The 13,088-nt window shown below is 62.1% G+C and carries 10 protein-coding genes and 1 pseudogene; 2 read left to right on the forward strand and 9 right to left on the reverse strand.

Features of this window, described 5'->3' with window-relative positions:
* Positions 1-56 precede the first annotated feature (56 nt).
* Both NNX34_RS00855 and NNX34_RS00860 read right to left on the reverse strand, forming a co-directional pair.
* On the reverse strand, positions 57-1,286 hold the full coding sequence (locus NNX34_RS00855) for a glycosyltransferase family 4 protein (RefSeq protein WP_255764700.1): 1,230 nt from the start codon (positions 1,284-1,286) through the stop codon (positions 57-59).
* Positions 1,287-1,345: 59 nt separating this feature from the next.
* Positions 1,346-2,371, reverse strand: coding sequence for a polysaccharide biosynthesis protein (locus tag NNX34_RS00860; protein ID WP_255764701.1), 1,026 nt, complete (start codon positions 2,369-2,371; stop codon positions 1,346-1,348).
* Between the two features lie 182 nt (positions 2,372-2,553).
* Between NNX34_RS00860 and NNX34_RS00865 the strand changes: the two genes are divergently transcribed.
* Together NNX34_RS00865 and NNX34_RS00870 are read left to right on the forward strand one after the other, a co-directional pair.
* The gene (locus NNX34_RS00865) at positions 2,554-3,297 is read left to right on the forward strand and encodes a glycosyltransferase family 2 protein (RefSeq protein ID WP_255764702.1); all 744 of its coding nucleotides are present in this window, start codon (positions 2,554-2,556) and stop codon (positions 3,295-3,297) included.
* The gene (locus NNX34_RS00870; protein WP_255764703.1) at positions 3,294-3,719 is read left to right on the forward strand and encodes a DUF2304 domain-containing protein; all 426 of its coding nucleotides are present in this window, start codon (positions 3,294-3,296) and stop codon (positions 3,717-3,719) included. Before NNX34_RS00865 ends, NNX34_RS00870 begins: the two co-directional genes overlap by 4 nt.
* Positions 3,720-3,789: 70 nt before the next feature.
* On the opposite strand, the gene wecB is transcribed toward NNX34_RS00870, so the two are convergent.
* The 7 genes and pseudogenes from wecB to glf form a co-directional block, all read right to left on the reverse strand.
* Positions 3,790-4,938, reverse strand: a complete 1,149-nt coding sequence (gene wecB / locus NNX34_RS00875) for a non-hydrolyzing UDP-N-acetylglucosamine 2-epimerase (RefSeq protein ID WP_255764704.1) — start codon at positions 4,936-4,938, stop codon at positions 3,790-3,792.
* Entirely contained in the window at positions 4,935-6,026 is a 1,092-nt protein-coding gene (locus NNX34_RS00880) for an NAD-dependent epimerase/dehydratase family protein (protein ID WP_255764705.1), read from the reverse strand. Before NNX34_RS00880 ends, wecB begins: the two co-directional genes overlap by 4 nt.
* Before the next feature lie 50 nt (positions 6,027-6,076).
* Positions 6,077-8,059: a DUF6541 family protein gene (locus NNX34_RS00885; RefSeq protein ID WP_255764706.1), complete on the reverse strand. Its 1,983-nt coding sequence runs from the start codon at positions 8,057-8,059 to the stop codon at positions 6,077-6,079.
* Between the two features lie 82 nt (positions 8,060-8,141).
* Positions 8,142-8,876: an ABC transporter ATP-binding protein gene (locus NNX34_RS00890; RefSeq protein ID WP_255764707.1), complete on the reverse strand. Its 735-nt coding sequence runs from the start codon at positions 8,874-8,876 to the stop codon at positions 8,142-8,144.
* A 2-nt stretch (positions 8,877-8,878) separates the two neighbouring features.
* Positions 8,879-9,748, reverse strand: a complete 870-nt coding sequence (locus NNX34_RS00895; protein WP_255764709.1) for an ABC transporter permease — start codon at positions 9,746-9,748, stop codon at positions 8,879-8,881.
* A 31-nt stretch (positions 9,749-9,779) separates the two neighbouring features.
* Complete coding sequence (locus NNX34_RS00900; protein ID WP_370646907.1) at positions 9,780-11,777, reverse strand: glycosyltransferase; 1,998 nt, start codon at positions 11,775-11,777, stop codon at positions 9,780-9,782.
* Positions 11,774-12,976: pseudogene (gene glf, locus NNX34_RS00905) on the reverse strand (UDP-galactopyranose mutase); the annotation flags it as partial. The pseudogene glf and the gene NNX34_RS00900, both read right to left, overlap by 4 nt.
* Between the last annotated feature and the right edge of the window lie 112 nt (positions 12,977-13,088).

Below are 13,088 nucleotides of genomic sequence, written 5' to 3' on the forward strand. Positions count from 1 at the left end.
AAAGGCGGCGCCGCCTCATAGGCAGCGCCGCCGAAGCAGGCAGTGACAGGGCGGCTTTACGCCTCGAGGATGAAGTCCTTCAGCTTACCCAGCACGATGTTCCGTTCCAGGTTCTCGAAGTGGTAGGCCCGGCCTGACTCCCCCAGGGATTCACGTTCGGCATTGCTCATCCGGTAGAGCTTGACCACGTTGTCCGCCAGCGCACGGGCGTCTTCCGTGGGTCCCACGAGACCGCAGCCGGCTTCGTCCATCACGAGGCGGCGGACCTCGCCGTCCATCGCCAGGACCAGCGGCTTGCCGGAGGCGATATAGGAAAGCACCTTCGCGGGGATGGTCGCTTCGAGAAGGTCGCTGGTCACCAGGCATCCCACCAGCGCGTCAGCGATGCCCGTGTAGCGGGGAATGTCCCCGACCGGCCGCTGGCCTTCGAAGTGGAAGCTGTCGGAGAGGCCCTTCTCCTGCACCGTGGCTTCCACCTCGGCCCTGCTCATTCCGTCACCGACAATCACCCATTGGACGTCGTCGATGCCTTCGTCACGGATCAGCCGGGCAGCCTCGATCATGGTGTCGAAGGACTGGGCAGGGCTGATGTTGCCGGCGAAGACCACCTTGAAGCCGCCCTCGAACCGGCGGGCAAGATCCTCGTCGACAATCTGCTCTTCGTAGAGTTTCTCGCAGGCCTGCGGGATGACCGTGATCTTCTCGGCGGGAAGGCCGGACACTCCCGACAGCCGTTCCTTCATCAGGTCCGAAAGAACCACGATTTTATCCACGTTGCGGTAGTGCCAGTGGGAAACCTTCTCGAGCATCCCGCGGAGGAACCTGTTCTTCACGTTGATGACCGAGTAAAGGTTCTCCGGCCAAAGGTCCAGGACGTACATCGTGGTTTCAATCCTGCGGATCTTGCCCACGATGATGCCTGCCAGCGACATCATGACCGGGGAAAGCTGGTACAGGAAGATCCGGTCATACTTCCCGAACAGCATCCTGGGGATGTGGAACAGGCTGAAGAAGGGGAACGAAACGTAGTTCAGGAAGATCCTGGCGCTGGTGTTGCCGCGCCGGGGAATCTCAAGCGTCCGGTGGACGTCGATCCCGTTGTGGTTCTCCCGGTAAGGACCCTTGAACGTGTACCCCGGGAACAGTTCGCCCTTGGGGTAGTTCGGCAGCCCGCACAGCACCTCGACCTCGAGGCCGTTCTCCACGAAATACGCCGCAATATCGTTGAGCCTGAATCCTTCAGGCCAAAAGTGCTGGCAGACAACCAGGATTCTCTCGTTGGGCACGTTCAAGGCTCCTCACCTGATGTTTACTGCTGGACGCCGTTGCCGGCGGGCAACCGGACTTAGCTGACCGCAGGTTCCCCGGCAAGCAGGTCACGCATGTACTGAGTGGTCATCACCTTGGAGACGACCTCGTCAATCGTGAGGCGCTCCGTGTTTTCCGATGTGTATTCCTCAGGAACCTGCGCCATGTCCTGGCCGTCGTCGAAGAACTTTCCGTAGTTCAGGTCCCGGGTGTCGGCCGGAACGCGGAAGTAGCCGCCGAGGTCCTCGGACTTGGCCCGCTCTTCGCGGGTCAGCAGGGTCTCGTGCGCCTTCTCGCCGTGCCGGGTGCCGATGGTGCGGATTTCGACGTCGGCGCGCATGATCTGCTTCATGGCTGCGGCGAGGTCCCCCACCGTGGACGCCGGAGCCTTCTGCACGAACAGGTCGCCCTGGTTCGCGTGTTCGAAAGCGAAGAGGACCAGGTCCACTGCCTCGTCGAGGTTCATGAGGAAACGGGTCATATCCGGGTCGGTCACCGTCAGGTCCTTGCCGGCCTTGATCTGCTCGACAAAGAGCGGAATTACCGAACCGCGCGAAGCCATCACGTTTCCGTAGCGGGTGCAGGAAATCAGGGTGTCCTTGGGATCCACGTTCCGGGACTTGGCGATGACAACCTTTTCCATCATCGCCTTGGAGGTGCCCATGGCGTTGATCGGGTAGGCAGCCTTGTCCGTGGACAGGCAGACAACCTTCTTCACGCCGGCGTCAATGGCTGCCGTCAGGACATTGTCGGTCCCGATGACGTTGGTACGCACTGCTTCCATGGGGAAGAACTCGCACGAGGGTACCTGCTTCAGTGCAGCTGCGTGGAAGATGTAGTCCACGCCGCGTACGGCTTCCCGCACGCTGTTGATGTCCCGCACGTCCCCGATGTAGAACTTGAGCTTGGGGCTGTTGAATTCCCGGCGCATGTCGTCCTGCTTCTTCTCATCACGGGAGAAGATCCGGATTTCAGCGATATCTGTGTGGAGGAAGTGCTTCAGCACAGCATTGCCGAACGAGCCGGTACCTCCGGTGATTAGCAGAGTCTTGTTCCTGAACAACTGGTCTCCTCAGGGATAGAAAATGTCGCGGGTTGATCCAATGCCGGACCCCGGAACCCCCTAGATGATATCAGCGGTTATGCCTTGGATCCGCCTGACGGGACGCGCGCCACAAGACTGGAATGCCCCGCCGGGCGCCCGTCGATTAATGGCTGGCCGCATTCGCCGAGTAAACTCTAGGCATGTCATCTGAAACTTCCCCTCGTGTGCTGGTCATCATGCCTGCCTGGAATGAGTCCGAAACGGTAGGCCGGACCGTTCAGGAGATCCAGGACACCGACCGCGGCTACGACGTCTTGGTTGTGGATGACGGTTCCACCGACGGTACCGGCGTCGTTGCCGAAGCCGCCGGGGCCACCGTCCTGAAACTCCCCTTCAACATGGGCGTCGGCGGCGCGATGCGCGCCGGTTTCAAATACGCCCAGCGGCTTGGCTACGAGACGGTAATCCAGGTCGACGCCGACGGGCAGCATGATCCCGCTGAAATTGAAACCGTCCTGGCCGGACTGCAGCATGCGGATATTTCCATTGGCGCACGTTTCGCGGAGAAGGGAAACTATACGGTTTCCGGCCCCCGGAAATGGGCCATGGTATTTCTCGCAGCCGTTATTTCCCGGCTTGCCAAGACCAAGCTGACTGATGTCACTTCCGGTTTCAGGGCGGGAAATGTCAAGGCAATAAACCAGTACATTGCGCATTATCCAGCCGAGTACCTCGGGGATACCATCGATTCCCTGGTGGTGGCTATCAAGTCCGGCTGCACAGTGACTCAGGTCCCGGTCGCCATGCGTGCCCGGCAGGGCGGACAGCCCAGCCACAACCCGGCCAAGGCAGCGATCTACCTGCTGCGTTCCGTATTCGCCCTCCTCTTTGCGTTGAGCCGCAGCGGGAGCAAGCCGCACCAGGCGGAGGTTGCCTCAAAATGATCAATATTGCCGCGTTTATATTCGCATTCGTTGTCGTCGCGCTCGTGCTTGAGCTGGTCCGGCGCAAGCACTTCAAGGAGAAATACGCTGCCCTCTGGCTGGTGGTCGGCGTTGCGTCGCTGGTCCTGGCCGGCTGGCCCAACCTGCTGAACATCGTCAGTTCCGCAATCGGGGTACAGGTAGGTTCAAACTTCCTGTTCGGCATGTCCTTCCTGCTCCTGATCGGTGTCTGCCTGCACCTGTCCTGGGAACAGTCCGTCAGCGAAGAGGAAATCCGCGTTCTGGCAGAGGAAGTCGCTATCCTCCGGTCCTCGGTCCTGGCCCTGGAGGAGCAGGCCTCCGGCACCCCTTCCGACGCCGGACAGCTGCTGCGCAGCGATACGTCCCCGCAGGGCGGGGTGCAGCAAGCGCCTGGCCACTAGGCCCGCCGCGTCCAACGCAAAAAAGCTCCCCCCGCTGCCAGGCAGCGGGGGGAGCTTTTTAGTGGGGAGCCTAGGCCTTGTCCATGTTCAGGCCGGCCCGGCGGTGGTGGCTGTGTGCCGTGGACCGGATGAAGTTGACCGTACGGCGCGAGGTATCCGTGATCTGGTACTCCGCAGGCGCATCGGCCAGCCCGTCGGTACCGGCCTGGTCCAGAACGATTTCGATCGCGTCAACGATCGAGTCCGTCTCGACGCCCGTGGTGATGATGACGCCGGAGTCCAGCGACTCGGGACGCTCGATCCAGTCACGCAGGGTCACGGCCGGGAAGCCGAGGATGGAGGACTCTTCGCTGATCGTTCCGCTGTCGGAGAGCACCAGCTTTGCGGACATCTGCAGCTGGACGTAGTCGTTGAAGCCGAAGGGTGCGTGGAACCGCAGACCCTGCTTCAGCTCCTCCGGCTGGTCCTCAAGCCGCTTACGCGTGCGCGGGTGGGTGGAAACCAGCACCGGCAGTCCATAGTTCTGCGCGAGATGCTGCAGGGCACCCAGCACCTCCTTGAGGCGCTTGGGGTTGTCCACGTTTTCTTCACGGTGCAGGCTGACCAGAAAGTACTCCCCGGCAGTCAGTCCCTGGTCTGCGAGGATATTGCTCTCGGCGATCTGCTTGGCATTGGCTTCCAGCACCTCGCGCATCGGCGACCCGGTGAGCAGGATGCGGGACGGGTGGATACCCTCGGCCAGCAGGTTACGGCGGGCGTGTTCGGTGTAGACGAGGTTGTAGTCCGCAACGTGGTCCACCAGCCGGCGGTTGACTTCCTCCGGGACGTTCTCATCGAAGCAGCGGTTGCCTGCTTCCATGTGGTACACGGGAACCTTCAGGCGGCGCGCGATAAGCGCTGAGATGCAGCTGTTGGTGTCGCCCAGCACCACCATGGCGTCCGGCTTTTCCTGCAGCAGCACTGTCTCAAGCTTGGCAAGGATGCTGCCGAGGACCGCTCCGAGTGAGCTCGTGTCAGCGGCAAGGAAGTGGTCCGGGCGGCGAAGGCCCAGGTCCTCGAAGAAGACCTCGTTGAGTTCGTAGTCGTAGTTCTGCCCGGTGTGCACAAGCACGTGTTCCGTAGACCGGTCAAGACGCCGGATGGTTGCGGCGAGACGGATGATCTCAGGCCGCGTTCCAACTACGGTGAGGACCTTGAGCTTGCGTGACGGGGTATTCATACTTCCTCCGGGAAGGTATCGGGTGATGCGGGATCAAAGATTTCGTTGACCCAGAATGCTGTGTAGAGCTCGTTGGGTCCGACGTTCGTAATGTTGTGCGACCACATTGTCGGCATGTCTATGGCAACAGGCTGTTCTCCGTTTACAGAATATCGAACGACCTCATCCGAGAACATTCGGCGCATGGCGATCTCGCCGGTGCCCGACATGACCACAAACCGCTCAATCTTGTGCCGGTGGTAGTGCTGCCCGCGGGTAATCCCCGGTTTGGTGGTGGAGAAGGAACTCTGTCCTTCTCCGCCTTCCGAGCGGATCAGTTCGACAAAGGACCCGCGCGGGTCCGTCTTGAGTTCCAGCACGCGCGGCAGGCCGTCGCCGGTAAGGAAGGAACGGTAGGTATTAAAGAGGTTGCGCTCGAAATCCGAGTCCAGCCGGGGGATGGTCCCTGTCTCGTATGCCGCAGCCATGGCCTGGATACGTTCCAGCAAGCCGCTCACGGAACACTGCACTTCCACCTGCTGCTGCTCCGCCTGCGGCCGTACGCCCAGGAGAAGCTCCGCAGCGTCCTGTGCGTGCAGGAGCGTCAGCACTTTGTCATCCTGCACAGTGGGCGTTTCACCTGCTGCGGTCAGGTGGCAGAAGGTCGCCACGACTGAGTTGTAGAAGGGCACCCCGTGCTCGCCGAACAGATTGGGCAGCACGATGTCCTTGAACTCGGCCCCCGCCCGGGCCGCCGCTGCGGCGAGGGTCCGGCCGGCGTCGGCCTTGGCCTGCCCGTAGACAGTGCCGTTTCCCTGCTGCACCGAGTTGGCATACACAACCGTTTTCAGCGACGGGCCGGCGGCCGCGAGGACGTCCTCGAGCTGAGTAGCAAACAGGAGATTTCCCTCGGCTACTTCTTCGTCCGTACCCCGGTTTACACCGGCGATGTGAACCAGGGTGTCCGCCCCGGCAAGAGCGGAAACGGCCTCTTCCCGATTGAACCTGTCGCCCAGGCCGATGCTGACGCAGGACTCGCCCAGGCTGTGGGCCAAGACGCGGGTGTGCCAGCCGAGAAAGCCGTTGCCGCCCGTGATTACGAAACTCATGCTGTTACCTTTTCCGGTTTTGTATACGCGGGGACCTGTGTCCCGGGACTCTATTTGCAGGCCGTTATTTCATACAGCTTCGCGTCTCCGGCCTGGTCGACCAGCCGAACTGTGCCGGTCTCTTCCAGGTTCTGGAGCCCGACGAAGCCGTGGTCGTAGCCGTGGACTTCCTGCCTGCCGAAGTCCAGGACGTAGTCCACACTCGTGGATTCGATTGCCGGGCATACCTCCGGATCCGTCGAGGCATCGCGCAGGTGGTTGTAGATGATGTCGACGTCGTCTCCATATGTCGCGAGGAGGTGCAGCTGGAGGGTCCTGCGGTCCGCAAGGGCGTAAGCCAGCGAAGTTCCGGTCCAGGGATTGCCGGTCAGGACTGCATCTTCCGGCACCTCTTCATCCAACCGATTGAGGAGTTCGAGTTCGTCCGTTGTAATGAGGCCGGACTCCGGGGTTAGGAGGTAGCTGCGCTGAGCCGACTCCGCTGCGTCGCGGATGTTGTCCTTCTGCGTGAGGTAGGTGCTGGCCCCGACAAGGGCAACTGCAGCAACAACGGCCACGGCCCCGTAAGCGGGCTTGCCGAACGTCGCATGCCGGATCCGGTCCACGCCGGCAGCAACGAGGGGAAGTCCGGCCAGCCACGCCAGCAGCTTCCAGCCGCCGTAGGCGGCCACGGGAACCGCCACCACCGGGATCAGCGCTGCGAGGCGGGGAGAATCGTTGTACCAGACACCGGTCAGGTACATCCGCAGGTCCTCCTGCGGGAAGGATGAGACCACAACGTAAAAGCCGGCAATGACGACGTACACGGCGCCAATCCAGCGGGTTCCCCGCTGCGCAAACAGGAATGCCAGTCCGGCCGCGGTAAGGATAAACACGGTCCAGGTAACCGGCCGGCCCAGGGCCGTGCCCGAGACTGCCTCGCCTATGGCCTGGCCGGTGGACTGGATGGGAACCCAGGTCGACGCGGCTTCCAGTGGACGCGCCACGGTCCAGAGGTAAGCGACGGCACCGATGTAGGCTGCCACCCCGACCCAGGGCCAGAGCTTGGCGGCCCGCGTCCGGCTGCCCTGCCCTTCGGCAGGTACATCGGCAGGTACCGTCACCGTCCGCCGGAAGGCCAAAGCAAAAGCAGCAGGGACCAGCATCGCCAGCAAGGCCATTGTGGTACTTGGATGGGAGAGGGTCATGCCAGGGATCATGGCCAGCAGCAGCAGCCACCGGATCGTCGAGCTGTAGTGCACTTCGCTGGACAGGCCCAGCGCGTTGATCGCTGCGCCGAAGACCACCGGGAGCAACGCAATTGCCAGGACGTTGGGGTTCAGGACGCCGTGGTCAAGCATCAGCAGCGGGAAATTGCCGAAGGCTGCGGACAATACGCCGGTAAGCAGCGTCAGTACGATGCTGCGGCCGAAGAGCTGCCGGACTAGATAGATGCATCCCAGCGGCCATACAACGGCGGCAGAGAAGAAATTGACGGCATTGACCGCTACGGGGATCCCGGCAGAGGTGAACTCAACCAAAAGCGCCACCATGTCGTGCCATGCGGCTGGGTAATAGGAGTTCCCGGCCATCCGTCCGACATCGAAGGTCGACGCCGCGCCGGTTTCCATGATGTAGCGGATCGCGTTGAGGTGGAAGACATTATCGAAGGTCTGGGAGAAAGCGTCCGGCTCCCCGTAGACGAAAAGCAGCCTGCGGCCGATCAGGAAGAATGCCACGGCTACGGCAAAGACCAGGGCAGCTGTATTGGCCCAGTCCCGGGCCGGGCGGCCGACAGCGTCTCCACGCCACCGTTGAACGGCAAACGCAATCCCTGCGGTGACCACCGTCAAGAGACCAACGCCCACTATCCAGTTGAGTCCGGCCAGGGGTGCCAGCACCGCCCCCACCGAGACCAGCGTGACGGTCAGCGCCGGCGCAAACGCGAAGAGGGGAAAGCCGCGGACGCCGCTCAGCCACGCAACCAGCAGCCCAGGAATGAGGAACAATCCCGCGGTCGCCAAAAACAGTGGGACTTCGGACCACCAGGACACTCTTACCTACCTTCAGTTTGCTAAAAGACTAGACCAGCGTAGTACAGGGCCTGCCGCCGGCTGCGGCGGCCCGCCGCGAACCTCACCCGTCAATACCGCGCAGGCGGTCGACGACGTCGCGTACCGGCCCGTCCATGATCACTTCGCCGTGTTCAAGCAGCACGCCGCGCTCACAGATCCGGGACACCAGGTCGAGGTCATGGCTGACCACTACGAGGGTCTTGCCCTCCCCCGCCAGCTGCTTGATCTTGTCGATGCATTTCCGCTGGAACGGTTCGTCGCCCACGGCGAGGATCTCGTCCACGAGGAACACCTCGGGATCCGTGTGGACCGCGACGGAAAACGCCAGCCTGAGATACATGCCGGAGGAATAGAACTTCACCTCGGTATCGATGAACTGGCCGATTTCCGAGAACTCCACGATGGAATCGAACTTCGAATTGATCTCGTCCTCGGTCATCCCGAGAATCGCGCCGTTCAGGTAGACGTTGTCCCTGCCGCTGAGGTCGTGGTGGAAGCCTGCCCCCACCTCGATCAGGCCGGCCACGCGGCCGCGGGTTCCCACGGTTCCGCTGTCCGGGCGCATAACACCCGATATGTGCTTCAGCAGGGTGGACTTGCCGGAGCCGTTCAGGCCCAGCAATGCCACCGTCTCGCCCTGCTCGATGTCGAGGGAAACACCCTTGAGCGCATGGAACTTTTCGGAAAGGTCGCCTTTGCGGCCCTTGACCAGCCAGACGAAGGCTTCCTTCATGGAGCGGGTGTGCCGCAAAACAAACTGCTTGCTTACGTTATGTACTTCGATGGCGTTTGCCACGGTCACAGCTCCTGCGCGAAACGGCCTTCAAGGCGACGGAAGACGAGCTGGCCGATCAGCAGTAGAGCTGCCGATACAACCAGGGCGATAGGTATCCACACGGACAACAGGTGCGGCGGAATCGCCTCCGCACCGTCGGTGGTGGGAAGCCAGAAGGCGAAGTGGAAGGTTTCCACGGCCACGGTGATCGGGTTCAGCTGGTAGACATTGAAGAACGTCTCCCCCAGCTCTCTCTGGACCATGTTCCACGAATACAGCACCGGCGAGGCCCATGTTGCGATCATGAGCAACATGTCCACCAGGTTCTCCGCGTCGCGGAAGTAGACGTTCACCGCACCGAAGAGCAGCCCCAGTCCGGTGGCGAGCATTCCCACGATGATGAACCCCGCACCGGCGGCCGCCAACTGCAGCAGGGAGGGCCTCCAGCCGTTGAAAAGGCACGCCACGAGGAGGATCAGGATCTGCGGAACGAAATGGACGCCCGAGACCCACACTGATGCCACGGGGAACAGCTGCCGCGGCAGGTAGATCTTCTTGATCAATCCGCCGTTCCCCACGATGGACCGCGACGCATTCCCCAGGGCTTCGGTGAAGAAGTTGATCAGCACGATGCCGGAGAAGAGGTAGATGGCGTAGTTCGCGAGCCCGTCGGGGTTGCGGGGGCTCTCTTCCAAGCCCATGAAAACACCAAGGGCGACGTAGAAGACAACGAACTGGACGCCCGGTTTGACGTAGGACCAGAGAAGCCCCAGCACCGATCCCCGGTACCTGACCTTGAGTTCCTTGGATACCAGGAGCTTGAGCAGGAAACGGTGCCTCAGGATATCCCCGAGGCTTCCGCTCCGCCCCGGTACGGTGAGCTCGTCATTCATGGGGGTTGCCCCTGACTGTGTGGCGCGGATACTAGTCACCGGGGTTCTCATCGAAGGTCTTCTGCCACGCTTCCATGGACGTAATGTCCGGGAGGGCGTCGCGGTACCGTGCACTGAGCTCTTCCCAGTCTGCGAAGAGCTTCGCCTTCAGCATCGCAGCCTCGGAAAGCATGCTGCGGACCTTTTTCGGGTCACGCTGATACCAGGAGGCACCCGTACCGTCGGCATTGGACACGATTGCGCTGTCCAGCTTGGAGAGAACCCACCATTTGCTGTCCTGATTGGCGACGACGAGCTGCGGCTTTTCCCGCGATTCGGCGGCGGGCGGAATGACCGCCTGCTTCAGGACCGTTTTGGCTGCCCACGGAATCAGGCCGGCCAGGGAAGGCGACTTGGTGCTGATGGGCTTCTTCGGCGGCTTGCGCATGTGCGGCTCGGGGAAGGCCGAGGGCTCCTGCTTGACAACGCTGTCCGTGTATTCGGACCGCATGGCACGAAGCTGGGGCATCATGGCAGGCAGGGATTCGTGCAGCTTCTCAGGGCCTTGGAGTACGTCCCGCAGGGCCATGAGACGGGCCTTCTGCGGGTAGTACTGCATCGAGAACAGGTGCTTGACGTCCGTGTTCATGCTTTCGCGCAGGATCCGGCCGCCCTTGGCGTACGGAGAGTGCAGCAGCGTTGCAATCAGTCGGTTGCGTTCGTGGAAATACGCCTGCCAGTCGACGGAGTCATCCTTGTCGGCCCAGGAAACGTGCCAGACCGCAGCACCGGGAAGGGAAACCGTGGCGTAGCCCATTGACCGTGCACGCAGGGAGTACTCGGCGTCGTCCCACTTGATGAAGACCGGCAGCGACAATCCGATTTCCCTGATGATCTGGGTCGGAATGAGGCACATCCACCAGCCGTTGTAGTCGGCATCCCAGCGGCGGTGCAGGATGGAGGAGGACCGCAGGCCTTCGAGTGCGAAGTCGTGGTTGGCCAGGCCGTCCACCGGACCCCACCGGAAGCGGTACTGGTTGACTACCTCGGCGTAGGCGTTGAGCACCGACTTGTTGTACATGTCGAACATGTGCCCGCCCACGATGGTGGGCTTCCGGCACATGTCCGCGAAGGCGGCGGCCCGCAGGATGCCTTCGGTCTCGAGGACAATGTCGTCGTCGAGCAGCATCACGTAGTCGGAGCGTCCGGCCTTCACGGTCTCGCTCATGTTCCGGGCGAACCCGCCGGACCCGCCCAGGTTGCCCTGGTTGATGATGCGCAGCTGGCTGCCCATCGCAGCCGCAACGTCGCTGAACCCGGCCTCGTCTGCAACCTTCTGGTTGCCCTGGTCCACAATGATCAGTTCGTCCAGGATCGCCAGGACGCCGTCGTCGCCCTGGATCGCCTTGATGGTGTTGAGGCAGTAGTCCGGGCGGTTGAACGTGGTAACACCAAGCGTGATGCTGCCGGCGGGCTTGTCGGAGACGGCGCTCCAGTCCGCGGACTCCAGCTCCATTCCCTCGGAATCGGCGATGAGGTCGAACCAGTACCAGCCGCCGTCGCCGAACGGTGCAAGCGTGAGCTCGAAATCGCACGTGCCGGAGCCGGTTACCTGGCGGGATTCCACCCGCTGGGCCGCGCCACGGGCGTTGGACTTGTAGACGACTACCGTGCCTTCACCGACTGTGGATACGCGCAGGATGACGCTCTCCACGGTTGTCCAGCGGCGCCAGTAGCTGGCCGGGAACGCGTTGAAGTAGGAGCCGAAGGAAAGGCGCTCTCCGGGACGGACGCGGACCGACGAACGGCCGAGGATGTCCTCGGGATGCAGCTGGCGGCCGGAAGGAGCGACGCTGCGCTTCCGGGTGGAGTTTTCGTCCAGGCCGCCCTTGCCCGTGTCGCTGTCGATGTAGAGCGGCAAGGTGTCGAGGTCCTTGTCATTGGGCAATACGACCCGCTGCAGGATCCGCAGCCCGGAGTCGTCGCGACCCGGACGCGCCGTCGTGATACCGGGAAGGTAGCCCGTCTCGTCTATTGTCTCGCTGCTCACGCGTCCACTCCTCCGCTTTCCAGCTTTGCGCCACCGGTGAAGTGGGGCTTGATCTTATTGTCATACATCGACAAGGCAGAGCCGATCGCCATGTGCATGTCCAGGTACTTGTAGGTACCCAGGCGTCCGCCGAAGAGAACGGACTTTTCGCCCTTGGCCAGGTCGCGGTAAGCCAGGAGCTTGGCGCGGTCCTCGGCCGTGTTCACGGGGTAGTACGGCTCGTCGCCCTTCTCCGCGAAGCGTGAGTACTCACGCATGATGACGGTGGCGTCCTTGGTGTAGTTCCGCTCGGGGTGGAAGTGCCGGAACTCGTGGATCCGGGTGTAGGGAACATCCTCGTCCGGGTAGTTCATGACCGACGTGCCTTGGAAATCCTCCATCGGCAGCACCTCTTCTTCGAGGTCGATCGTGCGCCAGGACAGGTCCCCTTCGGCGTAGTCGAAGTATCGGTCCACGGCGCCGGTGTAGATGACCGGAACCTGGCCCAGGGTGCTGTTGCGGGAGAACTCGTGGCCCTCATCGAAGAAGTCGGTCTTCAGGTGCACCTGGATGTTCGGGTGATCGGCCATGCGTTCGATCCACGCCGTGTAACCGTCGACAGGCAGGCCCTCGTACTTGTCGTTGAAGTACCGGTTGTCATAGTTGTACCGGACGGGAAGGCGGCTGATGATTTCAGCCGGCAGGTCCTTGGGATCCGTCTGCCACTGCTTGCCCGTGTAGTACTTGATGAAAGCCTCGTACAGCGGGCGCCCGATGAGCTGGATCCCCTTGTCGTTAAGGTTTGCCGGGTCGGTGCCGGCGAGCTCTCCGGCCTGTTCCAGGATCAGGGCCTTTGCCTCGGCCGGGCCCATGGAAGCGCGGAAGAACTGGTTGATCGTGCCCAGGTTGATGGGCATGGAGTACACCTCGCCCTTGTGGCTGGTGTAGACCTTGTGCACGTAATTGGTGAATTCGGTGAACCGGTTGACGTATTCCCAGACGCGCTCGTTGGAGGTGTGGAACAGGTGGGCACCGTACCGGTGCACCTCGATTCCCGTCTGGGCTTCGTTCTCGCTATAGGCGTTGCCGCCAATGTGATGGCGGCGGTCCAGGACGGCGACCTTCAGGCCCAGTTCCTTTGCAGCGCGCTCGGCTACGGTCAGGCCGAAAAAGCCCGACCCAACGACGACGAGGTCAACGTTCACTTGTTTCTCCTGTTTGGTACGGTATGGCCGAACCGGCGTATACCCGGGTCAAGGGTATCCGACTATTGCCGCGCAGGCACTTTCAGCGCACCCTGCGGACCGCCGTCGGAGGCCCTGGCGGCCACTT

This window comes from Arthrobacter sp. zg-Y1116 (genome assembly GCF_024385485.1).
Taxonomy (GTDB): Bacteria; Actinomycetota; Actinomycetes; order Actinomycetales; family Micrococcaceae; genus Arthrobacter_B.

Bases quoted from the DNA above. Each gene is read 5' to 3' on its own strand.
- NNX34_RS00895 (WP_255764709.1), bottom strand. From the start codon at position 9,748: ATGAATGACGAGCTCACCGTACCGGGGCGGAGCGGAAGCCTCGGGGAT.
- NNX34_RS00870 (WP_255764703.1), top strand. From the start codon at position 3,294: ATGATCAATATTGCCGCGTTTATATTCGCATTCGTTGTCGTCGCGCTC.
- wecB (WP_255764704.1), bottom strand. From the start codon at position 4,938: ATGAATACCCCGTCACGCAAGCTCAAGGTCCTCACCGTAGTTGGAACG.
- NNX34_RS00865 (WP_255764702.1), top strand. From the start codon at position 2,554: ATGTCATCTGAAACTTCCCCTCGTGTGCTGGTCATCATGCCTGCCTGG.
- NNX34_RS00880 (WP_255764705.1), bottom strand. From the start codon at position 6,026: ATGAGTTTCGTAATCACGGGCGGCAACGGCTTTCTCGGCTGGCACACC.